This is a genomic window from Cupriavidus sp. H39 (assembly GCF_050271075.1).
In the GTDB taxonomy this organism is placed as follows: Bacteria; Pseudomonadota; Gammaproteobacteria; order Burkholderiales; family Burkholderiaceae; genus Cupriavidus; species Cupriavidus necator_B.
The window spans coordinates 46112-68952 of the sequence record NZ_CP189846.1; the positions used below are offsets into that span (position 1 = coordinate 46112).

General features: G+C 64.8%; 20 protein-coding genes and 2 pseudogenes. 9 read left to right on the forward strand and 13 right to left on the reverse strand.

Features of this window, described 5'->3' with window-relative positions:
* Positions 1-20 precede the first annotated feature (20 nt).
* From ACOCMH_RS00685 to ACOCMH_RS00710, 6 genes are read right to left on the reverse strand one after another with little or no spacing between them, the layout of a single operon-like run.
* On the reverse strand, positions 21-467 hold the full coding sequence (locus ACOCMH_RS00685) for a dihydroneopterin aldolase (protein WP_427307276.1): 447 nt from the start codon (positions 465-467) through the stop codon (positions 21-23).
* Positions 464-1117 carry a sarcosine oxidase subunit gamma gene (locus ACOCMH_RS00690; RefSeq protein WP_427307277.1) on the reverse strand — a complete coding sequence of 218 codons (654 nt, stop codon included), beginning with the start codon at positions 1115-1117 and terminating at the stop codon, positions 464-466. The genes ACOCMH_RS00685 and ACOCMH_RS00690 overlap by 4 nt, the downstream gene beginning before the upstream one ends.
* Positions 1107-4118, reverse strand: coding sequence for a sarcosine oxidase subunit alpha family protein (locus tag ACOCMH_RS00695; protein ID WP_427307278.1), 3012 nt, complete (start codon positions 4116-4118; stop codon positions 1107-1109). Before ACOCMH_RS00695 ends, ACOCMH_RS00690 begins: the two co-directional genes overlap by 11 nt.
* Positions 4115-4411, reverse strand: coding sequence for a sarcosine oxidase subunit delta (locus tag ACOCMH_RS00700; RefSeq protein ID WP_427307279.1), 297 nt, complete (start codon positions 4409-4411; stop codon positions 4115-4117). The genes ACOCMH_RS00695 and ACOCMH_RS00700 overlap by 4 nt, the downstream gene beginning before the upstream one ends.
* 19 nt (positions 4412-4430) lie before the next feature.
* On the reverse strand, positions 4431-5675 hold the full coding sequence (locus ACOCMH_RS00705; RefSeq protein ID WP_427307280.1) for a sarcosine oxidase subunit beta family protein: 1245 nt from the start codon (positions 5673-5675) through the stop codon (positions 4431-4433).
* 14 nt (positions 5676-5689) lie between these two features.
* Complete coding sequence (locus ACOCMH_RS00710; protein WP_427307281.1) at positions 5690-7078, reverse strand: L-serine ammonia-lyase; 1389 nt, start codon at positions 7076-7078, stop codon at positions 5690-5692.
* Positions 7079-7417: 339 nt separating this feature from the next.
* On the opposite strand from ACOCMH_RS00710, the gene ACOCMH_RS00715 reads away from it, so the two are divergent.
* The 3 genes from ACOCMH_RS00715 (at position 7418) to ACOCMH_RS00725 (ending at position 13581) form a co-directional block, all read left to right on the forward strand.
* On the forward strand, positions 7418-8503 hold the full coding sequence (locus tag ACOCMH_RS00715) for a GlxA family transcriptional regulator (RefSeq protein ID WP_427307282.1): 1086 nt from the start codon (positions 7418-7420) through the stop codon (positions 8501-8503).
* Between the two features lie 176 nt (positions 8504-8679).
* Positions 8680-9786 (forward strand): S-(hydroxymethyl)glutathione dehydrogenase/class III alcohol dehydrogenase, encoded by a 1107-nt coding sequence (locus tag ACOCMH_RS00720; protein ID WP_427307283.1) that lies wholly within the window; start codon positions 8680-8682, stop codon positions 9784-9786.
* 342 nt (positions 9787-10128) lie between these two features.
* Complete coding sequence (locus ACOCMH_RS00725) at positions 10129-13581, forward strand: AAA family ATPase (RefSeq protein ID WP_427307284.1); 3453 nt, start codon at positions 10129-10131, stop codon at positions 13579-13581.
* Positions 13582-13722: 141 nt separating this feature from the next.
* Here the strand turns inward: ACOCMH_RS00725 and ACOCMH_RS00730 are convergent, their stop codons facing one another.
* The 4 genes and pseudogenes from ACOCMH_RS00730 to ACOCMH_RS00745 all read right to left on the reverse strand — a co-directional run bounded on the left by ACOCMH_RS00730 (position 13723) and on the right by ACOCMH_RS00745 (position 15985).
* Positions 13723-14244: a flavin reductase family protein gene (locus tag ACOCMH_RS00730; protein ID WP_427307285.1), complete on the reverse strand. Its 522-nt coding sequence runs from the start codon at positions 14242-14244 to the stop codon at positions 13723-13725.
* A 38-nt stretch (positions 14245-14282) separates the two neighbouring features.
* Positions 14283-14624, reverse strand: a pseudogene (locus tag ACOCMH_RS00735) (L-serine ammonia-lyase, iron-sulfur-dependent, subunit alpha); the annotation flags it as partial.
* Positions 14625-14789: 165 nt separating this feature from the next.
* A pseudogene (locus ACOCMH_RS00740) lies at positions 14790-14879 on the reverse strand (serine dehydratase beta chain); the annotation flags it as partial.
* A 527-nt stretch (positions 14880-15406) separates the two neighbouring features.
* The gene (locus ACOCMH_RS00745; protein ID WP_171515040.1) at positions 15407-15985 is read right to left on the reverse strand and encodes a TetR/AcrR family transcriptional regulator C-terminal domain-containing protein; all 579 of its coding nucleotides are present in this window, start codon (positions 15983-15985) and stop codon (positions 15407-15409) included.
* A 445-nt stretch (positions 15986-16430) separates the two neighbouring features.
* Here ACOCMH_RS00745 and ACOCMH_RS00750 point away from each other — a divergent pair, with 445 nt between their 5' ends.
* Together ACOCMH_RS00750 and ACOCMH_RS00755 are read left to right on the forward strand one after the other, a co-directional pair.
* Complete coding sequence (locus ACOCMH_RS00750) at positions 16431-17324, forward strand: NAD(P)/FAD-dependent oxidoreductase (protein ID WP_427307286.1); 894 nt, start codon at positions 16431-16433, stop codon at positions 17322-17324.
* A 140-nt stretch (positions 17325-17464) separates the two neighbouring features.
* Positions 17465-17926: a methyltransferase family protein gene (locus tag ACOCMH_RS00755; protein WP_427307287.1), complete on the forward strand. Its 462-nt coding sequence runs from the start codon at positions 17465-17467 to the stop codon at positions 17924-17926.
* A 34-nt stretch (positions 17927-17960) separates the two neighbouring features.
* Here the strand turns inward: ACOCMH_RS00755 and ACOCMH_RS00760 are convergent, their stop codons facing one another.
* Positions 17961-18140, reverse strand: a complete 180-nt coding sequence (locus tag ACOCMH_RS00760) for a DUF6572 domain-containing protein (RefSeq protein WP_427307288.1) — start codon at positions 18138-18140, stop codon at positions 17961-17963.
* Here ACOCMH_RS00760 and ACOCMH_RS00765 point away from each other — a divergent pair.
* Both ACOCMH_RS00765 and ACOCMH_RS00770 read left to right on the forward strand, forming a co-directional pair.
* Entirely contained in the window at positions 18140-18604 is a 465-nt protein-coding gene (locus ACOCMH_RS00765; RefSeq protein WP_427307289.1) for a YaiI/YqxD family protein, read from the forward strand. The two genes, ACOCMH_RS00760 and ACOCMH_RS00765, sit on opposite strands and share 1 nt — an antisense overlap.
* Positions 18605-18678: 74 nt before the next feature.
* Positions 18679-19197: a DUF1697 domain-containing protein gene (locus ACOCMH_RS00770; RefSeq protein WP_427307290.1), complete on the forward strand. Its 519-nt coding sequence runs from the start codon at positions 18679-18681 to the stop codon at positions 19195-19197.
* A gap of 45 nt (positions 19198-19242) precedes the next feature.
* Here the strand turns inward: ACOCMH_RS00770 and argC are convergent, their stop codons facing one another.
* Positions 19243-20172, reverse strand: coding sequence for an N-acetyl-gamma-glutamyl-phosphate reductase (gene argC, locus ACOCMH_RS00775; RefSeq protein WP_427307291.1), 930 nt, complete (start codon positions 20170-20172; stop codon positions 19243-19245).
* 127 nt (positions 20173-20299) lie between these two features.
* Here argC and ACOCMH_RS00780 point away from each other — a divergent pair, with 127 nt between their 5' ends.
* Positions 20300-21184 (forward strand): LysR family transcriptional regulator, encoded by an 885-nt coding sequence (locus ACOCMH_RS00780; RefSeq protein ID WP_427308456.1) that lies wholly within the window; start codon positions 20300-20302, stop codon positions 21182-21184.
* A gap of 39 nt (positions 21185-21223) precedes the next feature.
* Here ACOCMH_RS00780 and ACOCMH_RS00785 read toward each other — a convergent pair whose 3' ends face one another.
* Positions 21224-22276 carry a hypothetical protein gene (locus tag ACOCMH_RS00785; protein WP_427307292.1) on the reverse strand — a complete coding sequence of 351 codons (1053 nt, stop codon included), beginning with the start codon at positions 22274-22276 and terminating at the stop codon, positions 21224-21226.
* Between ACOCMH_RS00785 and ACOCMH_RS00790 the strand changes: the two genes are divergently transcribed.
* Positions 22275-22556: a hypothetical protein gene (locus tag ACOCMH_RS00790; RefSeq protein WP_427307293.1), complete on the forward strand. Its 282-nt coding sequence runs from the start codon at positions 22275-22277 to the stop codon at positions 22554-22556. The two genes, ACOCMH_RS00785 and ACOCMH_RS00790, sit on opposite strands and share 2 nt — an antisense overlap.
* The last annotated feature ends 285 nt before the right edge of the window (positions 22557-22841 follow it).

Consider the following 22841-nt stretch of genomic DNA (forward strand, 5'->3'; position numbering starts at 1 on the left):
CGACACGGCTCGGGAAACGACTATCCCGGCTTCCCGCTGCGCCTCAGGTAATCGGCGCGTGTCCACTCAAGTGCGACACCGACGCGTTGCGTGCCAGGCCGGATCTTCGGCTTGTGCACGGCGATTGTCAGCGTGTCGAGCGCCGGCCATTCGCGAAACGATAGCTCAGCGATTTCGGCCACCAGCGTCTCGAGCAGCCGCGTATGCGGCTTGTGCCCGAGAAACGCGGCGAGGCGAGCACAATAGCCCTCGTAATCGATCCACTCGCCTTCCTCGCGCGGCTCGCAACGATAGCCGAGTCGTGCATCGATGACAATCGGCTGCGGTGCGTCGTGCTCATGCGGATGGATGCCGATCCGCACCGGCACCTTCAACGCATCGATAAACACGCTCCATCCCGTGCCGGGCAGGAGTGGCGCGTCGAGTGCAGCGAGTGGACCGTTGAACGCGTTATCGACGAGCTTCATGATGTCAGCGGCTGCGCCGCGTCGAGCATGATGCGGCAGAAGTAGTCGGCAAAGCTGCGGCGCACCACGATCTCGAAGCTGTCGACGCCGGTCGGCACGAGCACGATCGAGGCCTTGAAGTAGTGGCTCTGCAAACACTGCCCCGGCTTGAGCACGCGCGGATGCAGATCGAGCGGGCAGCCGCGCGCCAGCACGTCGCGCACGCGGCTCCCACTGATCTCGACAACCGTATAGCCGCTGCCGACGTCGACCGCCGCCGCGTAAGCCCCGGCGATCGCCTGGGCGATCTTCGGCTCGAGTACGCCCGCCGGCACGGGGCCGCTCGACCGCACGAGCCACTCGTCGGGGCCGAGCCACAGCACGTCATAGTTGGCACTGCGGGCGACTGTGTTAGGGGCGGCTGGCGGACAGCATCCGACCACGCCCTCGAACGCGTCGACGAATATCGGATCGGACAGGTCGCCGCGCACGTTGACGAGATCAAGGAAGGCGCGCTCGCGCAGAACGAAGTGCTTCGATGCGCGCGCCTGCTGCGCGTTCAGAAGATCGGTCGCGCCGATGAACGGCGACTCGAGTCGGACGCCGCGCTGGCGCGCGTCCGTTGCCGGCATATCTGCAACCGGCGTAGCATTACCCGTTTCATTCCACATTCTGGCGCACTCCTTCGGTATCGTAGAAAACGGGGCTGGAGATCTTCGCCATCACGCGCCGGCCATTGGCCAGCGGGATCGCAACGCTCTGGCCCATCTTGCCCAGGCCGCCCTTTACCACGGCGAGCGCGATCGAACGCTTCAGGATCGGACTGTAGTAGCTCGACGTCACATGGCCGATCATCGGCGTTGGCTCGGCCGTCGACACGCGCGTGCCCGGCGCGAGGATCTGAGCGCCCTCGGGCAGGACGAACTCCGCGTCGTCGGTCAGCAGGCCGACGAACTGCTTGCGGCCTTCCTTGGCGGTATCCGAGCGCGTCAGCGAGCGCTTGCCGAGGAAGTCCTTCGACTTCGCGACGACGCCTCCCATCCCGAGGTCATACGGCGTGACCGAACCGTCTGTGTCCTGGCCGACGATGATGTAGCCCTTCTCCGCGCGCAGCACGTGCATCGTTTCCGTGCCGTACGGCGTGATGTCGAACTCGGCGCCAGCGGCCATCAGCGCTTCCCACACGGCACGGCCGGCGTTCGCAGGCACGTTCACCTCGTACGCCAGCTCGCCCGAGAAGCTGATCCGCATCACGCGCGCCTTTGCGCCGGCGACGGTGCCGTTGCGATAGCTCATGAACGGGAACGCGTCGTTGGCGAAGTCGATGTCATCGCAGACCTTGCGCAGCACCCTGCGGCTGTTCGGCCCGACCACCGCGAACGTCGCCCAGTGATCGGTCACCGATGAAAGCCGGACCTTCAGGTGCGGCCATTCGGTCTGCAGCCAGCGCTCCATCCAGGTCAGCACGCGCGCGGCGCCGCCCGTCGTCGTCGTCATCATGAAATGCTGCTCGCCGAGCCGCACCGTCACGCCGTCGTCGAAGACCATGCCGTTCTCGTCAAGCATCAGGCCATAACGGCACTTGCCGACTTCAAGCTTGTTCCACGGGTTGGTGTACATCCAGTTCAGCAGCGTTACCGCGTCCGGGCCCTGGATGTCGATCTTGCCGAGCGTCGACGCATCGAGGATGCCGACGCTGTTGCGCACCGCGAGGCACTCGCGCTTTACCGCCGCGTGCAGGTTCTCGCCCTTCTTCGGGAAGTACCACGGCCGCTTCCAGTTGCCGACGTCTTCGAACAGCGCGCCATGCTCGACGTGCCATTCGTGGATGCAGGTCTTGCGGACCGGGTCAAGGAAGTCGCCGACTTCGCGCCCGGCGAACGTGCCGAACGTGACCGGCGTGTAGTTGGGGCGGAAGGTGGTCGTGCCGGTATCGGGAATCGACTTGCCGAGCGCCTGCGCCAGGATCGCCATCCCGTTGATGTTGCCGAGCTTGCCCTGGTCGGTACCGAAGCCCATCGCGGTGTAGCGCTTGACATGTTCGACTGACTCGAAGCCTTCGCGCGCGGCGAGCAGGATGTCTGACGCGGCGACGTCGTTCTGGAAGTCGACGAACTGCTTCGGCCCGCGTGCGGCGGCCGCGTGGCTGCCGACGAGCCACAGCGGCAGCAGCGCGCCCTCGGCGACGGGCGTGACCTTGGGCGCGGCCGACACCTTTGCGGTACCAAAGCCGGCGGCCTTCGCCGCATCGACCCCCGCTTCCAGCGCGAGGGGCAGCGCCAGCGCCAGATTGAACTCTCCTGCCGCCGCGCCGACGCTCGCCTCGGCCTGCAGCGACTTGCCCGGGACGAAGCACACCTTCTCATCGTTCCACTGTGCCTTGCCGCCCGACTGTGCAAACAGGTGAAGCACAGGGCTCAGTCCACCCGACATGGCGACGAGGTCGCAAGGAAGCTTCGACACCTTGCCGCCTGCCTGGCCGTTCGCATAGGAAGCCACCTTGACAGACGTGACCTGTCGCTTGCCGGACGCGGCTGTCACGACCACGCCGTTCAGGACGGTCACGCCCTGCCGCTTCGCCAGGGCCGGCAGCGCGCCGCTGGTCGAGGTGCGCGGATCGACCACCGTCACCTTCGCGCCGGCCGCCTTCAGGTCGAGCGCTGCCTGATAGCCGCGATCGTTGTTCGTAAAGACCACCGCCTCGCGCCCCGGCAGCACGCCGTAGCGATGAATGTAGGTCGATACCGCTGACGCCATCATCACACCCGGCAGGTCGTTGTTGCCGAACACGATCGGACGCTCGTGCGCGCCGGTCGCGAGGATCACCCGCTTTGCGCGGATCTTCCACAGCAGTTCGCGCGAGCCATGGCGCATCGATACCGGCAGGTGGTCAGTGAGGCGTTGCGTGACAGTGACGAGATTGTGGTCCTGGTAGCCGAACGCGTTGCTGCGCGACAGGATCGTCACGTCGGGCAGCTTGCGCAGCTTGCTCTCGATCTCGCCGACCCACTGCAGTGCGGGCTTGCCGTTGATCTCGGTCCGCCCGGAAAGCAGGCTGCCGCCGAGCTCACGCTGGTCATCGACGAGGATCACGCGCGCGCCTGTCTCTGCCGCCGCAAGCGCGGCGATGAGGCCCGCCGGCCCGCCGCCAACCACCAGGACATCGCAGTGCGCGTAGCATTTGTCATAGCGATCCGCATCCAGCGTCGTGGGCGCCTTGCCCAGGCCCGCCGCCTCGCGGATCTTCTCCTCATACTTCGGCCACATCTTGCGTGGCCACATGAAGGTCTTGTAGTAGAAGCCCGCCGGCATGAAGCGCGCAAACTTCTGGTTAACCGCCAGGCGGTCGCGCTCCAGGTCCGGCTCCGCGTTCACGCTTGTCGCGACGAGCCCCTCATACAGCTCGATCTCCGTTGCGCGCGCATTCGGCACGGTGTACGCGCCGCGTTCCAGTTGCACCACGGCATTTGGCTCGGCGACGTCGGCGGTCATGATGCCGCGCGGGCGATGGTACTTGAAGCTGCGCGCGAGGAAACGCACGCCGTTGGCCAGCAGCGCCGAAGCCAGCGTATCGCCGTGGTAGCCACGGTACGCGCGTCCGTTGAACGTGAAGGCCAGCGGCTGGCCGCGATTGATACGGCCGCCCGTGCCGAGACGGTCTTTCTGGCTCATTGCTTGCCCCCTTTCCGCGGTGCGTTGGGAGTGGGCTGGACGAAGGTCTCGTAGCCCTTGATGTCGTAGGTGACGGTGTCGCGCTCGACCTTGAACCACCGGCGGCAGCCTTGGGCGTGGATCCATTGCTCGCGATGCATGCCGCGGGTATTGGTGCGCATGAACAGGTAGTCTCCCCATTCGCGGTCAGACAGCTTGTCGGTTTCGAGCGGGCGTGCGATGTCGGCCTCGCCGCCACACGAGAATTCGGATTCGGCGCGCGGGCCGCACCACGGGCATTCGATCAGCAACATTTCTTTCTCCTCGGGGCGTTCAGTGCGCGACGGCGGCAGCGCCGTGCTCATCGATCAGGTGGCCGGTATAGAAGCGATCCAGTGCAAATGGCGCGTTCAGCGGATGCGGCTCGTCGCGCGCGATCGTGTGCGCGAATACCCAGCCCGATCCCGGCGTCGCCTTGAAGCCGCCCGTGCCCCAGCCGCAGTTGAAATAGAGGCCCTTCACGTCGGTCTTGCTAATGATCGGGCAGGCATCCGGCGACACGTCTACGATGCCGCCCCACTGACGGTTCATCCGCACACGCGAGAACACCGGGAACATCTCGACGATTGCCTGCAAAGTCCCCTCGATGATGTGGAAGCTGCCACGTTGGCCAAAGCCGGTGTACTGGTCGATGCCCGCGCCGATCACCAGGTCCCCCTTGTCGGACTGGCTGATGTACGCGTGCACCGCGTTCGACATGATCACCGAATTGACGACCGGCTTGATCGGCTCCGACACCAGCGCCTGCAGCGGATGGCTCTCGATCGGCAGGCGCACGCCGGCCATGTCCGCGAGGGTCGAGGTGTTGCCGGCCGCGACCACAGCGACCTTCTTCGCCTTGATGAAGCCCTTCACCGTCTCGACGCCGACGACCGCGCCACGGTCGCGGCGGATGCCGGTCACCTGGCAATTCTGGATGATGTCGACGCCGGCGCGATCCGCCCCTCGCGCGAAGCCCCACGCGACCGCGTCATGCCGGGCCACGCCGGCACGGCGCTGGATCGACGCGCCAAGCACGGGATAGCGGCTGTCCAGGTTGATCGTCGGTTCGATCTCCTTGATCTGCTGCGGCGTCAGGAACTCGGCGTCGACGCCGTTCAGGCGGTTCGCGTTCACCCTGCGCTCGGTATCGCGCACGTCCTGCAGCGTGTGGGCGAGGTTCATCACGCCGCGCTGGCTGAACATCACGTTGTAGTTCAGGTCCTGCGACAACCCCTCCCACAGTTTCATTGCCTTTTCATAGAGCGCCGCGGACTCATCCCACAGATAGTTCGAGCGGACGATTGTGGTGTTGCGCGCGGTATTGCCGCCGCCGATCCAGCCCTTCTCGAGTACCGCCACGTTCGTGATGCCATGTTCCTTCGCGAGGTAGTATGCGGTCGCGAGACCGTGCCCACCACCGCCGACGATCACCACGTCATACTCGCGCTTTGGCTCCGGGCTCTTCCATTGCTTCTCCCAGTTCTCGTGATAGGACAGGCCGTTGCGGAACAGACTGAATATCGAATAGCGGCTCATTTCATGGACCCTCGTTAGCATTCAATGACGTTTACGGCCAGGCCGCCGCGCGACGTCTCCTTGTACTTCGTCTTCATGTCGGCGCCGGTCTCGCGCATGGTCTTGATCACCGAGTCGAGCGACACGTAGTGCTGGCCGTCGCCCTTCAGCGCCATGCGGGATGCGTTGAGCGCCTTGATCGCGCCCATCGCATTGCGCTCGATACAGGGAATCTGCACCAGTCCGCCGACCGGATCGCAGGTCATCCCGAGGTTGTGCTCCATGCCGATTTCGGCGGCATTCTCGACCTGGCCGGGCGTGCCACCCATCACGGCGGCGAGCGCCGCCGCGGCCATCGAGCACGCAACGCCAACCTCGCCCTGGCAACCGACCTCCGCGCCCGAGATGGAAGCCGTCTCCTTGTAGATCATCCCGATCGCGGCCGCCGTCAGCAGGAAGTCGACGATGCCGTCGTCATTCGACCCTGGCACGAACTTCACGTAGTAGTGGAGCACCGCCGGGATCACGCCAGCCGCGCCGTTCGTCGGCGCGGTGACGACGCGGCCGCCGGCCGCGTTCTCTTCGTTGACAGCCATCGCATACAGGTTGACCCAGTCAAGCATCGACAGCGGGTCACGCAGTGACTCCTCGGAACGTGTGCGCAAGCGGTGGTTGAGCTCGGCCGCGCGGCGTTTCACGCGCATCGGGCCGGGCAGCTCGCCCTCCACCTTGCAGCCACGCTCGACGCAGGCGGCCATCGTCTGCCAGATCGCCAGCAGCCCGGCGCGCACGTCTTCGGCTGGGCGCAGCGCGCATTCATTGCGAAAGATCAGCTCCGCGATCGACAGCCCGCTGTCGGCGCAAGCTTGCATCAGGTCCGCGCCGGTGCGGAACGGATACGGTACGTCGGCCGCCGCGCGCACGCCGTTCACGCGGTCACCGTCGCGATTGACCACGAAGCCGCCGCCGATCGAGTAATACTCCTTTTCGACGAGCAACTGCCCCTGCTCGTCGAACGCCTGGAAACGCATGCCGTTCGGATGCACGACGTTGCCCGTGCCGCTCATCAGACGGCGAAAGAAGCCGATATGCTCCTTTTCGTCGAAAGCGATCTCATGCTTGCCAAGCAGCATCAGGCGTTTGTCCTTGCGGATCTGCGCGAGGCGCGGCTCGATCCCGTCCGGCTCGATCCGGTCGGGCAGGCTTCCCTCCAGGCCGAGCAGCACCGCCTTGTCGCTGCCGTGGCCCTTGCCGGTCGCGCCGAGCGAACCGTACAATTCGGCCCGCACGCGGCGCACGAAGCCGAGCAGGTTGGCGTCTTCAAGGTGCGATACGAACCGGCATGCGGCGATCATCGGGCCGACCGTATGCGAACTCGATGGGCCGATGCCGATCTTGAACAAGTCGAAAACGCTGACATTCATCTGGCTGCCTCTCTGCGCTTGGCTGGTAAGTGTCGTTGGACGCCAGTACATCAAAGCGCAGGATTTGCTGATAGAACAAAAGCGGCATCAACGTGGGACGCCGCCGCCAGGCGCGAGTCCAGACGGGCCGGAAGTTCGCTTTGGCGATGATTCGCGTCGGAAATGTGCAAGTCCGCGGCAGGCTGATCGGCGACGCTGTCGGTGACGGAGCCGCGTCGAGCGGATAGGGGGCGAGCGCAGCATGGATGCCGTACGCATCACCGGCATCGATGCTGAAGCGCCACCGCCCCGCAACCCAGATCCGCCCACTTGCGCGGGCCTGTCAAGATGGATGCCGCCATGACACCCGACGTTCCCATTTCCCCTGTCGCCGAGCCGGCGCCACGGCGCGTCCGCTTCGGCATCGTGCTGCTGCCGAACTTCACGCTGACCGCGTTTTCGGGTTTCGTCGACATGCTGCGGCTGTCGGCGGACGATGGCGACTACAGCAAGCCGGTGCGGTGCGTCTGGAGTGTGATCGGAAACACACTCGCGCCGGTACGCGCAAGTTGCGGGATCCAGGTTGCGCCATGGGAGACTTTCGACGCGGCGGAGCCGTTCGACTACGTGGTCGTGGTCGGCGGGCTACTGCATTCGGGACCACAGGCCGGACCTGAGACGCTTGACTTCATCCGTCGCGCGGCGCGCGGCGGCGCGACCATCGTCGGCATCTGCACCGGCGTATTCACGCTGATGCGCGCCGGCGTGCTCGAGGGGCACCGCGCCTGCGTCAGCTGGTTCCATTACTGGGATTTCACGGAGCGCTTCCCGTCGGTGGCCCCGGAACTGCTGATTGCCGACCGGCTGTTCGTGATTGACCGCCGGCGCATCACCTGCTCAGGCGGGCGCGCGTCGATCGACGTCGCAGCCGCCATTCTGCTGCGCCACTTCGATCACGCGACCGTACAGAAGGCGCTACGGATCCTGCTCGTCGGCGAGATGCAGAAGGGCAATGCGCCGCAGCCGCATCCGCCCGGCCTCGAGCCCGCGACGCACCCAAAGGTCAAGCGCGCGATTCTGCTGATGGAGCAGCACGTCGGCCGGGCGCTCCCGCTTGAAGCGCTCGCCTGCAAGCTCGACCTGTCGCCACGCCAGCTCGAGCGCCTGTTCAAGGCGGAGACCGGCAAGAGCCCGCAGGCATTCGCCAAGCATGTGCGGCTGCGGACCGCCGCGTGGTTGTTGACCAGCTCGGACCGCACGGTCGCCGACATCGCGTTGAGCTGCGGTTTTGCCGACGCATCGCACCTGGGCCGAGAATTTCGCAAACAGTTTGGAGTACCGCCTGCGACCTACCGCGACAAGGGCGCAGATCCGGCCGAGTCAATGCTGCGCGATGGCGATGCCGGCGATGGGTTGGCGCTCACTGAAAGTGAAAGCGAGGATTGAACTTGTAGTTTCATGATGACGAAACGACATGTCTCGGCATTCGGGTCACCTGATCGCCATGACGGTCGTCGGCCAACTTACCTCTGTCTTCGGACAAGTGCACGGCCAACGGACCATGACCAACGTCGGTCCGCCTATAGTTTCGCGCCAAAAACTTATATCTGAGAGAAGGATCAATGAAAACACGCGCAGCAGTTGCCTGGGGTGCGGCAAAGCCGCTGACCATCGAAGACGTGGACCTGGACGGCCCCCGTGCCGGTGAAGTGCTGGTGGAAATCAAGGCCACCGGCATCTGCCACACCGACTACTACACGCTGTCCGGCGCCGACCCGGAAGGCATCTTCCCGGCGATCCTGGGCCACGAGGGCGCGGGCATCGTCACCGACGTCGGCCCGGGCGTGACCTCGCTCAAGCCGGGCGACCATGTCATCCCCCTGTACACGCCGGAATGCCGCCAGTGCAAGTTCTGCCTGTCGCGCAAGACCAACCTGTGCCAGGCAATCCGTAGCACGCAGGGCAAGGGCCTGATGCCGGACGGCACCTCGCGTTTTTCGATCGACGGCAAGCCCATCTTCCACTACATGGGCACCTCGACCTTCGCCAACCACATCGTGGTGCCGGAGATCGCGCTGGCGAAGATGCGCCCGGATGCGCCGTTCGACAAGGTCTGCTACATCGGCTGCGGCGTCACCACCGGCGTGGGCGCGGTGCTGTTCACCGCCAAGGTCGAGGCCGGCGCCAACGTGGTCGTGTTCGGCCTGGGCGGCATCGGCCTGAACGTGATCCAGGCGGCGAAGATGGTGGGCGCCGACAAGATCATCGGCGTCGACCTGAACCCGGGCCGTGAAGCGATGGCGCGCAAGTTCGGCATGACGCATTTCATCAACCCGAAGGATGTCGACAACGTGGTCGACCACATCATCCAGCTGACCGACGGCGGCGCCGATTATTCGTTCGAATGCATCGGCAACACGCAGGTCATGCGCCAGGCGCTGGAGTGCTGTCACAAGGGCTGGGGCAAGTCGATCATCATCGGCGTGGCCGAGGCCGGCGCCGAGATCTCGACGCGACCGTTCCAGCTGGTGACCGGGCGCGAGTGGAAGGGCTCCGCCTTCGGCGGCGCGCGCGGCCGCACCGACGTGCCGAAGATTGTCGACTGGTACATGGAAGGCAAGCTCAATATCGACGACCTGATCACCCACACGTTGCCGCTGGAGCGCATCAACGACGGCTTCGACCTGATGAAGCGCGGCGAGTCGATCCGCTCGGTGGTGCTGTACTGAGGAGCGGGCCGTGACCCTGGAACTGCTGCCTGGACGTTCTTATCCTGTAAGCACACGTGCGGCACTAAGGGACGGAGCCGCGCGGCGGCCTTCTGGTTGCCAATCCTGACCCACGTGGCGAACTGAGCACCGATGTGGATGGAGTGGACAGGAAGACATAGGCCAGCACTTCGGCCCGCCCCTGGCCTGGCAACCGCCGGTTCGGGGCCCCCACCGCCCGCGCTGCCGGAAGCAGTGAGTGAGCTCCGGCCACCCCGCGCAAGCGCACGGGTTCGACGGGCCCTGCCCGCCTTGATAAGATCTAATCGTTGACTGTCGCTAGCCCCATCAGGGGACAGCCCCATGCGCTGCGCAAGGTGCGGGTTCGAGAATCCGGCAGGTGCCAAGTTCTGTGAGGAATGTGGCGCCAGGCAGGTGCGCGCCTGCCCCGCCTGCGGGCAAGAGACGGCTGCCAGCGCCAAGTTTTGCAGCGAATGCGGCGCGCCGCTGGGCGCTCCTGTAAGTGCCCCCGCTGCCTCAAGCGCGGCCCCCGGTGCCACGGCAACTGCGTCCAGCACCCCCATCGACTACACCCCTCCCTATCTGGCCGAGCGCATCCTCGCGGCGCAGGCAGAAATGGAAGCCCGGGGCCCGGCGGACGGCGAGCGCAAGATGGTCACCGCGCTGTTCGCCGACATGGCCGGCTCGACCGCGCTGATCCATGACCTCGATCCCGAAGACGCCCGCCGCCTGATCGACCCGGTGCTGGCACTGATGATGGAGGCCGTGCATCACTATGAGGGCTATGTCGCCAAGTCGATGGGCGATGGCATCCTGGCGCTCTTCGGCGCGCCCATCGCGAACGAAGACCATCCGCAGCGGGCCATGCTGGCGGCGCTGCGCATGCAGGAAGCCATGCGCCATTACGCTGACGGCGTGCGCCTCGCCCAAGGCATCGCGCTGCAGATCCGTGTCGGCATCAATTCCGGCGAAGTTGTGGTGCGTACAATCCGCATCAAGGACTTGCACACCGACTATGACCCAGTGGGCAATTCGATCCATATTGCTTCGCGCATGGAGAGCATTGCAGTGCCCGGCTCTATCGTTGCGAGTGAACACACGCGCAACCTGACCGAAGGCTATTTCGCGTTCAAGGCCCTCGGAGAAACGCCGATCAAGGGGCTATCCAAGCCGCTCGAGGTCTTTGAAGTCGTCGGTCTGGGCCCGCTGCGCACCCGGTTGCAGGTGTCGGCCAGCCGCGGCCTGGCGCGCTTTGTCGGGCGCACCCGGGAACTCGAACAGTTGCACGAAGCGCGGGCACGGGCACGGGCCGGACGTGGGCAGATTGTCGGCGTGGTCGGCGAACCAGGGGTCGGCAAGTCACGGCTTTGCCACGAGTTCAAGCTGCTCGCGCCGCGCGATGGCCTGGTGCTCGAAACCTTTTCGGTTTCGCACGGCAAGGCCTACCCCTATCTGCCGCTGATCGAACTGCTGCGAAACTACTGCCAGATCACGGGGCAAGACGATGAGCGCCGGCGGCGCGAGAAGCTCACTGGCAAGCTCCTGACGCTGGACCGTGCGCTGGAAGACAGCCTGCCTTATCTTTGCCACCTGCTGGGAGCCGTCGAACCAGGCTCGGCACTGGCGCAGATGGACACCCAGATCCGCCAGCAGCGCACCTTCGAGGCAATCAAGCGGCTGCTCGTGCGCGAAAGCCTGACCCAGCCACTGGAGCTGATCGTCGAAGACCTGCAGTGGCTCGACAGCGAAACCGAGGCCTTCCTCGGTTTTCTCGGCGAGAGCGTGCCCAGCGCACGCATCCTGCTGCTGGTCAATTTCCGGCCGGAATACCGGCACGACTGGAGCCGCAAGAGCTATTACACCCAGCTACGCCTGGATCCTCTTGGCGAAACCGAAGCTCGGGACCTGCTGCGCGCGCTGCTGGGCGACGCCACCGAACTTGCCCGGCTCGAGCCGTTGATTCTGGAGCAGACCGAAGGCAACCCCTTCTTTATCGAGGAAGTGGTGCAGGACCTGGTCGAGGGGCAAGTCCTGCGCGGCGAGCGCGGCCATTATCGTCTCGAGCAGGTCCCGGGCAAGCTGCACATCCCCGCCACCGTGCAAGGGGTCCTCGCCGCCCGCATCGACCGCCTGCAGCCGGCCGAGAAAGCGCTGCTGCAGACCCTGGCCGTGATCGGCAAGACATTTCCCTGGAGCCTGCTTGCGCGCGTCGTCGAGCAGCCCGAGGACAAGACCAAGAGCTTGCTGGCCCGGCTGCAGGCTGGGGAGTTCATCTACGAGCAGCCAGCGTTCCCGGAGATCGAGTACAGCTTCAAGCATGCGCTGACCCAGGAGGTGACCTACGGCTCCCTGCTGAGCGAGCGGCGTCGTACGTTGCATGAGCGCACCGCCCAGGCGATCGAGGCCCTGTTCAGTGCTCAGCTCGAGGAGCACTGCAGCGAGCTGGCCTATCACTTCAGCCGCAGCGGCAACACACCGAAGGCGGTGGAGTACCTGCACCGAGCCGGGCGCCAGGCCGTGCAACGCTCGGCTGACGCCGAGGCGGTCGCCCACCTCACCATGGCGCTTGCCTTGCTTGCCAGGACGCGGACTGACGACCTCGAACACGCACGGCAAGAGCTGAGCATCCAGCTCACCCTCGGCCCGGCCTTGATGTGCAACAAAGGCTTCGCCGCCCCCGAAGTAGGGGCAGCCTATACGCGTGCGCTGGCGCTGTGCCGGGAACTGGGCGAGACGACCCAGCACTTTACGGCGCTGCTGGGACTACGCACCTTCTGTACGGTCCGAGCGGAACACCGGACCGCTCGCGAGTTGGCGGACCAACTGCTTGGCCTGGCCGAACAGGCGCAGGATCCTGCTTTGCAGCTCCAGGCGGGTCGGGCGTTGGGGGCCAACCTGCTCTATCTTGGCGAACTGCTGCCTGCCCGCGCGCGGCTCGAGCAGGCCATGGCAATCTATGACCCCGGGTTGCACCGATCACAAGCCTTCATCTATGGCCTGGAGCCCGGCGTTCAAGGCCTGGCTCTCATTGCCATGGATCTGTGGCTGCTTGGCTACCCGGACCAAGCCTGCACACGCAGCCAGGAGGCGCTCGCCCTGGCCCGGCCCCCCTCCCATCCTTCCGACTCGGCCGATGCGCTGATAGCCGCTGCGCAGGTCGGTCTGTTCCGTGGCGAAGTGCAACAGGCTCACGATCTCGCACAGGCACTCGTCGCCCTCGCAACCGATTATGGCTTGCCATACGGATTGGCTTGCGGAACGATCCTGTCAGGCTGTGCCCTGGCTGCTGGTGGGCAAGCAGAAACGGGGATCGACCTCATGCAGAAAGGCTTGCGCGCATACCGCGAAACCGGTGCCGAGCTTCTGCGAACCCTTTTTCTGGCGCTGCTTGCCGAAGCCTGTGCCCGAGCCGGACAAGTTGACGCGGGGCTTGCAGCGGTGGTCGAGGCGCTGGCTGCCGTGGAGCGAACCGAAGAGCGGGTGCACGAAGCAGAGTTGCATCGACTCAAAGGAGAACTGACACTGCTGGAAGCGGGCCGACTGCGCGAAGCGAACGGGGTCGCCAACGACGCCGAAGCCTGCTTCCAGCGGGCGATTGCGATTGCCAGCAGGCAGGACGCCCGATCGCCGAAGCTCCGCGCGGTATTAGCGCTGAGCCGCCTGTGGCAGCAGCAGGGCCGGCATGCCGAGGCCCGTTCCTTGCTGCGCGAAACCTACGGCTGGTTCAGCGAAGGCTTCGACACTGTGGACTTGCGAGAGGCCCACGCGTTGCTCGTCAAACTCGAGGAACAGTGAACCCATCGCCGGACGGATAGCTCGTTTAATCGGGCGTCGCCATCGCCGGTTTGCACAGCATCCCGAACTGGATCCGTAAGCTGCAGACTGAAGGCGGCGCCGTGGATTGAAGCAAACTCCACATCGAGTGGACCACCATCCCTAGCTTTCCAAAGCGAGAACGGCGCCCCGCTCATCCTGCTGATGGGGGCGTGCTACCAGGTAGCGGCCATCCCCGAAGACGAGCGGCCTCTGTTCGGACCGTTCCTGGCGGATAACTCGTCCGATATAGACCACATGGTCACCTTCAGGGTGGGCGGAAACCTTCACGCACTCCAGGTTTGCCGCGCATGAACTAATAATGGGAACGCCGCCCAAACCGGATCGAAATGCGATATTGCGAAATTTGTCGTCGCTAGCTGTCGAAAACTGCCTGGAGATGTGAATTTGATGCTCTGAGAGGATGTTTACCACGAACCGCTCCGCGTCCCGAAAAACGGGGTGGCTCCTCGATGAAAGCGATTGACTCCATAGGATTAATGGCGGATTCAGGGAGACAGAGCTGAACGAGTTGACGGTGAGCCCACATGCCCTTCCGGTGGCGTCCAAAGTGGTCATCACAGCCACCCCTGTGGGGAAAGCACCCAACGCCTTGCGCAGAGCCAGACTATCAATATGTTCCATGGCTTTTCCTTTCAGGCTGCGCTGAGGGCCCCACCGCGACAAGGTCGCCGGCCGTGCTGTCCGGGCGGGTCGCAGCTTATGCCAAGGTTGTGCTTCAAGCCGATTTCAACTGCGTTCTCGATCTGTTCGTTGCTACCGCCAAGCACCGCGGCAAGACCCGCTGCAGCCATCGAGCAGGCCGCCCCGACTTCACCCTGGCTACCGGCCTCGCCCCCAAATATCGACGCGTTCTTCCTATAAATAATGCCGATGGCCGCAGCGGTTAACAGGAAATCCACCACACCATCCTCATTGGCTCCGGGTACGAACTTGCGGTAGTACTGCAGTACAGCGGGAATTATGCCGCCAGCGCCCATGGCAGCGGCAATTGCCAGTAGCCCGGCGCGAATGTCATAGGTGCTTCGCCAGCATTTCTCATTCTCGAGCATCAGGTCGGCAATGGTGCGACCTGACTCCTTGCACATCCGCAATAGCTCCTCGGCGCTCTGAAAGGGGTAAGGAATCGGGTGTTCGTCGACCCTCGGCACATTCAAGTGGCAAGCCGCGATCATGGGGCCCACGGTATGCGAACCAAGGGGCCCGATTTCAACCTTGAAGATATCGAATATGCTGACGGACATACTGCCCTCGACCATGTCTGCGGTACCAGTTCCGCTCGCTCCGAACGGAGCGTCGTCCGCCCTACGGCGTGTCACTAGTACATCAGGTATTGCAGGCTGAGAGATAGAACCGGTGCGTCGTCACATTAGGACATTCGCGCCAAGGCGGGGATTCGTCTACTTCGGCAATCATCACGTCGTGCTGACAGAGGCAGCATTGGACAACAAGGAAGTTGCGATCGTGTTCAAGCCGCGACACGAGTGGCCAAGGAAGTTTCGGTTTCTGAGGCTCTACCGCGACCCACCCCAATCCAGAGCCGCCGGCGAAACGCCCGGCGTCATCCATAGCCGGGCAGCTTCACGTCTAGCCCTATCAAAACGAGGCGGCGCGTTGGTGCCGCCCGATCATTCGGCGCCAGCACGCGCGCGCGGTGGCGCCGCCCGCAGCTCGCGCGGCCGCGTCTTCACGCAGACGGACGTGATGCCCGCTGCGGCGAAAGCCCGGCGTGCACCGCGAGCACCAGCAGGCCGCCCGCCATCGACCTCAGGCCGCATTGTGGAGCCTACGCGCCGTAGGCCGCCAGGAAGACCCGTACGGCCTCGCGCAGCAGAGCCCTGTTTTCCCGGGTATCCGGCATCTCGAGCTTCAGCAGTCCGCGGATGTGCCCGGAGCCCAGGAACATCGACAAGAACAGGTCCGCCGCCTGAAGCGGGTTCCGCACCTTCAGCGTGCCCGCCGCGTCGGCACGGCGCAGGTATGCAGCCAGCTCGCCGTTCACACGCTCCGGGCCGTCCTTGTAGAACGCACGGCAGACTTCCGGCTGCGCCCCCGCGACGCCGTAGACCGAGCGCAACGCGCCCAGGGCGTCGTCTCCGCGCGCCAGTGCGAGAAACCGGGCGCCGATCGCCAGCAGCGCCTTCTCCGGCTGGTCCGGGTCCAGCGCCCCGGCGCCCGGGACGCCAGCCACCACCGTCGCCGTCCTGTCGCGCACGACCGCCTGGAACAGCCTCTCCTTGGAGCCGAAGTTGCTGTACACGGTCATCTTGGACACACCGGCGTCCGCGGCGATGGCATCCACGCTGGCACGCTCCAGGCCATGCTCGTTGAAGTGCCTTTGCGCCGCTTCCAGGATGCGCCGCACGCGCTCGGGATCGCGTGGCCGCCCGCGTTGGGGCTTGAGAGCGGGAGCTGGGGGGCGGGCCATGGGCAGATTAGTGGATTTAACAGTTCATTATAGCGCACGCACTTTATTGGACTTGCAGTCCAGTAACTGACGGCGATCCCGAGGAGCCCCTCAGCGGTGGACAGGGCGGGCCGCGAGCAGCGGCAGCAGCGGCAGCAGCAGCAGCAGCAGCAGCAGTGGGCTATCAAGCATGGCGGACTGTGGAAGATTAATTGTACTTGACAGTTTACTATTTATGCCTAGTATTACTATACTCGTAGTCTAATAATCAGTCGACCCATGACTTCCTCCCCCTGGCGCAGCCGCGGGCCGGCCCCGCCGCCCGTCTCGAGCGCGTAACGCTGGACGATATTTCGCGCCAGGCCCAGCCCACCCCTCCATCCACAACACGGAGCCCATCACCATGAATGACGTGATCATCATCGGCGGCAGCTTTGCCGGCCTCGCCGCCGCCCTGCAGCTCGGCCGTGCCCGCCGCAAGGTCACCGTTCTCGATACCGGCCTGCCGCGCAATCGCTTCGCCGGCCACTCGCATGGCCTGCTCGGGCACGATCACAAGCCACCGCTGGACATCCTGGCAGAGGCGCGGCAGCAGCTGGCGCGTTATCCTACGATCAGGCTGGTCAGTGCCCGGGCCGACAGCGTCTCCGGCGCCATCGACCATTTCTCCGTCCTCACTGGCGATGGCGAAGGCCTTGGGGCGCGCCGCCTGATCCTGAGCTATGGCGTCGCCGACCAGATGCCTGATGTTCCGGGCTTTGCCGAAAGCTGGGGCACGTCCATCGTGCCCTGTCCCTATTGCGACGGCTTTGAAGTCGCCGGCCAGCATTGGGGCCTGGTCTGGGCCGGCCCGCAGTCGCACCAGTCTGTCAGGCTGTTCCACGATTGGACCGACAAGTTGACTGTCTTCGCCGATGGTCACGACATTCCGCCCGATATCCAGGCCGATCTGGCGCGCCGCAACATACCTGTCGTCGATGGCCGGATCATCGAGATCGCCCATCACAAGGGCCATATCACCACCGTCAATCTCGATACCCGCCGCAATATCGCGGTCGACATCCTGTTCGCCCATCCGCGCAACAAGCCGTCCGCAAGCCTGCATGAATCACTGGGCCTCGCCACGGTGGAGACGCCCGTCGGCATCGCCCTCAAGGTCGACGAGCGCCGCCAAACCAGCATGCCCGGCATCTACGCCGCCGGCGACCTCGCCACGCCCTTCTTGCCCTCGGTCACCCTGGCATCATCGCAGGGCGCGATGGCGGGTATCTTCGCCCAGCAATCGATGCTGGTTTGAGGGCGTAGATTCCCGTCTCCGGTGCCGCGGGCTATCGCCAGCAGGGCGATCCCGGCGTGGGTTCGATCCGCAAGACTTGCCGCTAATCAGGTGTGTGCGTGGCGGGTCATGCCGGGCGCCAGGCCTCATCATGGAGTGATATGAGCGTGCTTGAACTGAAGTTTCCTCCTCCCATCGTGGCGCTTGTCCTGGCTGTTCTTATGTGGCTGACGCCAGCCGTCGCGGGCCTTGTGCAGATTCCCTATCCGGTCCGCGTGCTCTGCGCCGTCGTTTTGGTGTGCGTCGGCCAAGGCATCAGCATCGCCGGAATGGTTGCGTTTCGGCGCGCCAGGACCACCGTGAACCCGGTCAAGGCAAGCTTGGCTTCCTCGTTGGTCATTCAAGGCGTGTACCGCTATACGCGCAACCCCATGTATGTCGGGCTCTTGCTTACCCTGTTGGCGTGGGCAGTGTTTCTGGCGAATCCGCTCGCTGTCCTATGGGTCGTCGTGTACGTGCTTTACATCACTCGGTTCCAGATCATTCCGGAAGAACGTGTGTTGGCGTCTCTATTTGGGGCAGAGTACGAGGCTTACAAAGGGAGGGTACGCAGATGGGTATGAGGCCTGACGGGTCTGCAAGCACTTTCCCCCTAAGTCAACCGCCAGACCAACGCTCCGGTTGACGCAGACAGCGCCAGATGGAGATCTCGCCCGTTTCTATGAACGAAAGATGGGTGTTCAGCTTTTCTTGAAGTAACTGGAGATGACGGCCGTCCCATCGAAACGCTCCCAGGCAGTAATATGAGCGTTCGCTCCCCAACTGGAAATACCGCAATGCAAGTACTGGTTGACGCAGACGCCTGTCCGGTCGTCGTCAAGGAAATGCTGTATCGGGCCGCGCAGCGCGTCGAAGTGTGCGTCACGCTGGTAGCGAACAAGTACCTGCGCACGCCGCCGTCCCGCTTTATCAAGGCACTGCAAGTGCCGGCGGGTTTCGATGCCGCGGATGACCGCATCGTCGAACTTGCCAGCAGCGGTGACCTCGTGATTACGGCGGACATACCTCTTGCGGCGGCGGCCCTTGACAAGGGCGCTTACGTGCTCGATCCGCGAGGAATCTGGTTTAGCCCGGAGAATATCCAGGAGCGCCTGACGATGCGTGAGGTGATGGAACAGCTCCGCAGTGCCGGCATCGATACCGGCGGCCCGGCGCCGTACGCCGCACAGGATGGCAAGGCGTTCGCTGGCCAATTGGATCGGTTCCTTGCACGCCATGCGTTGCCAGGCGCGGCCGGCTGAAGCTTGCCATCCCCAGGAACGCAATAGTGGGCCGACGCTGTTGCGGTCGCCCCGCCAGCCATGACGAGATAGCCATGTCCCGATACGTTGCCTTTCTTCGCGGCGTCAGCCCGATGAACGCCCGGATGCCCGAACTCAAGCGCTGCTTCGAGGCGGCGGGCTTCTCCGAAGTGAAAACCTTGCTCTCCAGCGGAAACGTCGTGTTCAATGCGCGATCATCGTCACTGGCCAGCCTGGAGCGGCGCGCCGAGAAGGCAATGCAATCGGAACTGGGCCGCAGCTTCGACACCTTCGTCCGGCCGGTTCGCTATCTCCAGGACCTCATCGACGCGGACCCGTTCGCCGAGTACAGCCTTGCGCCTTCAGCTAAGCGGGTGGTTACCTTTTTACGCAGCCCGGTGCCGCTAGACGTGAAGCTGCCCATCGAGCGTGACGGCGCAAGCATCGTCAAGGCCAGGGCCACGGAGGTCTTCAGCGCCTACGTGCCTGACCCGAAGAAAGGCCCGGTGTTCATGAGCCTGCTGGAGCGCTCGTTCGGGAGGGATATCACCACTCGCACGCTCGATACGGTCATCAAGTGCGCCAGGGTTTAGGGTGGATGCGTAAGGCGGCCGACCTCCAGCTCACGCACTCGGACACTATTGCTGCGCGAGCATCAGGTTCAGGTTCTGAACCGCGGCGCCGGATGCGCCTTTGCCCAGATTGTCGAAGACCGCGGACAGCAGGACGTGCCCGTGTTCCATGTTAGGAAAAACGCTTAGGTGCATGTCGTTAGTACCGTTCAGCGCTTGCGGATCCAGATGCTTTAAATCACGCGATTCGTCCAACGGTACGACACGTACATGAGCCGCCCCGGCATAGTGGCGCGCGAGGCAGGCGTGCAGCGTGGCGCCGTCCACGTTGGGGGCCAGCAGCCGCAACGCGAGCGGCACCGTCAGCACGATGCCCTGGCGGAACGCACCATACGCGGGAACGAAGATGGGACGATGCACGAGCCCGGCGTGCTGCTGGATCTCCGGGGGATGCTTGTGCGCGAGTTCCAGGCCATACACCTGGAATGCCGGCGCGCTGACGGCATCCGGCCCCTCGTGCTCTTCCACGCCGGCACGCCCGCGCCCGGAATAGCCAGACACCGCATGCATGCTGACGGGGTAGCTGGCTGGGACAAGCCCGGCCTGCACCAGGGGACGCAACAGGCCAATCGCACCGGTCGGATAGCAGCCGGGATTGGTGACCCGTCGTGCGTTCGCGATGCGCGCCGCCTGTCCCGGTGCCATTTCCGGAAAGCCATAGGTCCAGTCCGGATGCGTGCGGTGGGCGGAACTTGCGTCGATCACCCTGACCGCGGGATTGACGATGGCGTTCACCGCCTCGCGTGCGGCGGCATCGGGCAAACACAGGATGGCGATGTCGCAGGCATTGATGGCTTCCGCGCGACGCCGTGGGTCCTTGCGTTCCGACGCGCCAAGCGTGAACAGCCTGAGGTCGGTCCGCCCGCGCAGCCGTTCGTGGATCTGCAACCCGGTGGTGCCTTGGTCGCCGTCGATGAAAACCAGGGGAGAGCGCATGCGAGGAATACTCCGGTGACTGAAGGGGTAACACGTCGAAGGAGCCCCAATCTTCCATGGACCGCTAGAATAGGGAAAGTTGAATTTCACAACCTTGATATTCAGCTTTACTGAACCGGGAGCCGACATGCGAGAGATCAGCCTGGACCGCCTGCGCACGCTGGTCGCCATTGCCGACCATGGTTCATTCGCCGGGGCAGCGCGTGCCTTGCACCTTGCGCCGCCCACGGTCAGTCTCCACATCGCTGAACTGGAACACCGCATCGGGGCACCGCTGCTGTCGCGCAAACGCGGACAGGTAAGGCCGTCGGCGATCGGCGAGGTGCTGGTGGAGCGCGGGCGTCGGCTGCTGGCCGATGCGGAGCAGGCGCTGGACGATATTCAACGACAAGTGGAGGGGCTCGAAGGGCGCGCCCGGCTCGGTGCGTCGACTGGCGCGATCGCGCACCTGCTGCCACAGGCGCTCGAGGTGCTGCGCCAGCAGCATCCCGCCATCGACATTCAGATTGCGGTCCTTACTTCGCAGGAAACTCTGTCCCGACTCGCGGACGGCGCGCTGGATATCGGGCTGGTTGCACTGCCTCAGCCGCCGGTGGCAGGACTAGTGATAAAGCCCTGGCGCCGCGACCCCGTGATGGCCTTCGTGCCGGCGCATTGGCAGTGCCCGGCCCGCGTCACGCCGGAATGGCTCGCCGCCCAGCCGCTGATTCTCAATGACGCGACCACACGCCTCTCGCGTCAGACTGCCGAGTGGTTCGCGGCCGCGGGGCACCATCCCGCACCACGCATTCAGCTCAACTACAACGACGCTATCAAGAGTCTGGTCGCGGCGGGTTACGGCGCGGCGCTGTTGCCCCACGAGGCCACCACGCCACTGCCGGACAAGCGCATCGTCATGCGTCCGCTGCGCCCGGCGTTATGGCGTCGGCTCGGCATCGCGCATCGTGCGGGGTACGTTGAACGCTCCACCCAACACGTACTGGATGCGCTGTGGGAACTCCGAGTGGTGTAGTTGGCGGCGGCAGACCATGCCCGCCGCCATCCTGTCGGCCTATTTGACGCAGGCAAGGTTCACGGCAAGGCCGCCCCAATCGGTGGCCTGGTTGTTGTCCACCTGTACCTGGAGCTTGTCGCCATGGGTGACCGTCCCGACCGCCACCTCCTGGCTGCAAGACTGCTGGCCATTGGTGACCTTGCAGTTCAGGTCCTTGACCGGTGTAAGCGTCACCGACGCACCGGAGCCGGTCACCTTGTGCACCGAGATATCGAGCGTGCCCTGCACCTTGCCCAGCGTGCTCGCCGTGAGCGTGACGCGCGTGCAATCGTAGGGAATCACGACCCCGAAGTCAGACGGCAACGGTACCGCACCGCCGGCGCCGGTCATGGCATAGCGGCCGCGGCTGAGCGAATCCGGCACGTTGAAGTTGCCGTTGTAGACGGTGCCGTTGGCCATGGTCACTCCCGACGTTGGCCACTTGCCGTCCTGCTTGGGCCCGTACATCGTCCACGTCGTGGTGTCGAAATAGAAGTCGCCATTCTCGCCGATGTTGTCGGTCGGTGCGCCGCTGCCGTACAGGACATGGCCGCCATTGCCGACCGTGGTGCCACCCGTGCCGCCCGTGCCACCGGTGCCGCCCGACCCACTGGTCAGCGTGACCCCTGCCGGCCACGCGCCATCGGCCTTCGGCCCGTACAGCGTCCAGGTGGTGGTGTCGAGGTAGTAGTCGCCGTTGTTGCCGAGGCTGTTTGCGGGCGCGCCGGCTCCGGTCAGCACCGCGCCGCCGCTCGGTGGCGGCGAGCCGGTGGCGCTGCCGAGCGGCACGCCGGCGGGCCAGGTGCCGTTCGCCTTGGGGCCGAACAGGGTCGAGGTGGAGGTGTTGATGTAGTAATCGCCGTTGTTGCCGACCCCGCCGGTCGGATCCACCGAGCCGGACAGGATGGTGTTGCCGGCCGCGCCGGTATTGCCTCCCGGACCCGCCAGCGAAACCCCTGCGGGCCACACGCCATTGGCCTTCGGACCGAACATCATCCACGTCACGGTATTCAGGTAGTAGTCACCGTCTTTGCCGATCCCGGGCCCCGGATCGGTGGTGCCAGACAGCATGGCACTGCTGGCGGCCGCAGCCGGGGCGGGCGCGGACGGAGCGGTGGGTGTGGTGGGCGTGGCGGGCGACGTGCCTGTCGAAGTGCCCGGGCTTGCGGCGGCGCCGGCAGAGGTCGAGTCGCCCCCTCCGCCCCCGCCGCATCCGGCGAGCGTGATGACAAGGCAGGCGAATGGCACGGCGGCCAGTTTGATGCGGGCGATTTTCATGGGCTCCCCTTCCGCGGACTCTTCGGTCGTAATGGTCGACGGCTTCGAAGCGCCATCGATGAACCCAATCTAGTTGGCGGAAATGGAATGGAAAATCGGCCCTATGGATGAGCCGCCCGATCGAAGCAACGCCGTTGCGGCGCTGATGGCATGGCACTACGTCCGGGCTTCTGCAAGGTGTCCGGCGCGCCGGCGCGAAGCAAGAAACGGCCAGCGCCGCGCTCCCGCGGAACCCTGCAGAGCTTTGCCTGACAAGGCCTTCAGCCATTGACAATGCCGCCCGCAGCGCGCTGGCGAGCGGTAGCCAGCGACGCAAGTCTGAGGTTGGAAAAACAGTCCAGGCGCGCCGAAACCGGTG

What these genes read in the sequence shown, in the direction of transcription:
- ACOCMH_RS00685 (WP_427307276.1), bottom strand. Translation starts at nt 467, where the DNA reads ATGAAGCTCGTCGATAACGCGTTCAACGGTCCACTCGCTGCACTCGAC.
- ACOCMH_RS00690 (WP_427307277.1), bottom strand. Translation starts at nt 1,117, where the DNA reads ATGTGGAATGAAACGGGTAATGCTACGCCGGTTGCAGATATGCCGGCA.
- ACOCMH_RS00695 (WP_427307278.1), bottom strand. Translation starts at nt 4,118, where the DNA reads ATGAGCCAGAAAGACCGTCTCGGCACGGGCGGCCGTATCAATCGCGGC.
- ACOCMH_RS00700 (WP_427307279.1), bottom strand. Translation starts at nt 4,411, where the DNA reads ATGTTGCTGATCGAATGCCCGTGGTGCGGCCCGCGCGCCGAATCCGAA.
- ACOCMH_RS00705 (WP_427307280.1), bottom strand. Translation starts at nt 5,675, where the DNA reads ATGAGCCGCTATTCGATATTCAGTCTGTTCCGCAACGGCCTGTCCTAT.
- ACOCMH_RS00710 (WP_427307281.1), bottom strand. Translation starts at nt 7,078, where the DNA reads ATGAATGTCAGCGTTTTCGACTTGTTCAAGATCGGCATCGGCCCATCG.
- ACOCMH_RS00715 (WP_427307282.1), top strand. Translation starts at nt 7,418, where the DNA reads ATGACACCCGACGTTCCCATTTCCCCTGTCGCCGAGCCGGCGCCACGG.
- ACOCMH_RS00720 (WP_427307283.1), top strand. Translation starts at nt 8,680, where the DNA reads ATGAAAACACGCGCAGCAGTTGCCTGGGGTGCGGCAAAGCCGCTGACC.
- ACOCMH_RS00725 (WP_427307284.1), top strand. Translation starts at nt 10,129, where the DNA reads ATGCGCTGCGCAAGGTGCGGGTTCGAGAATCCGGCAGGTGCCAAGTTC.
- ACOCMH_RS00730 (WP_427307285.1), bottom strand. Translation starts at nt 14,244, where the DNA reads ATGGAACATATTGATAGTCTGGCTCTGCGCAAGGCGTTGGGTGCTTTC.
- ACOCMH_RS00750 (WP_427307286.1), top strand. Translation starts at nt 16,431, where the DNA reads ATGAATGACGTGATCATCATCGGCGGCAGCTTTGCCGGCCTCGCCGCC.
- ACOCMH_RS00755 (WP_427307287.1), top strand. Translation starts at nt 17,465, where the DNA reads ATGAGCGTGCTTGAACTGAAGTTTCCTCCTCCCATCGTGGCGCTTGTC.
- ACOCMH_RS00765 (WP_427307289.1), top strand. Translation starts at nt 18,140, where the DNA reads ATGCAAGTACTGGTTGACGCAGACGCCTGTCCGGTCGTCGTCAAGGAA.
- ACOCMH_RS00770 (WP_427307290.1), top strand. Translation starts at nt 18,679, where the DNA reads ATGTCCCGATACGTTGCCTTTCTTCGCGGCGTCAGCCCGATGAACGCC.
- argC (WP_427307291.1), bottom strand. Translation starts at nt 20,172, where the DNA reads ATGCGCTCTCCCCTGGTTTTCATCGACGGCGACCAAGGCACCACCGGG.
- ACOCMH_RS00780 (WP_427308456.1), top strand. Translation starts at nt 20,300, where the DNA reads ATGCGAGAGATCAGCCTGGACCGCCTGCGCACGCTGGTCGCCATTGCC.
- ACOCMH_RS00790 (WP_427307293.1), top strand. Translation starts at nt 22,275, where the DNA reads ATGGCACTGCTGGCGGCCGCAGCCGGGGCGGGCGCGGACGGAGCGGTG.
- ACOCMH_RS00785 (WP_427307292.1), bottom strand. Translation starts at nt 22,276, where the DNA reads ATGCTGTCTGGCACCACCGATCCGGGGCCCGGGATCGGCAAAGACGGT.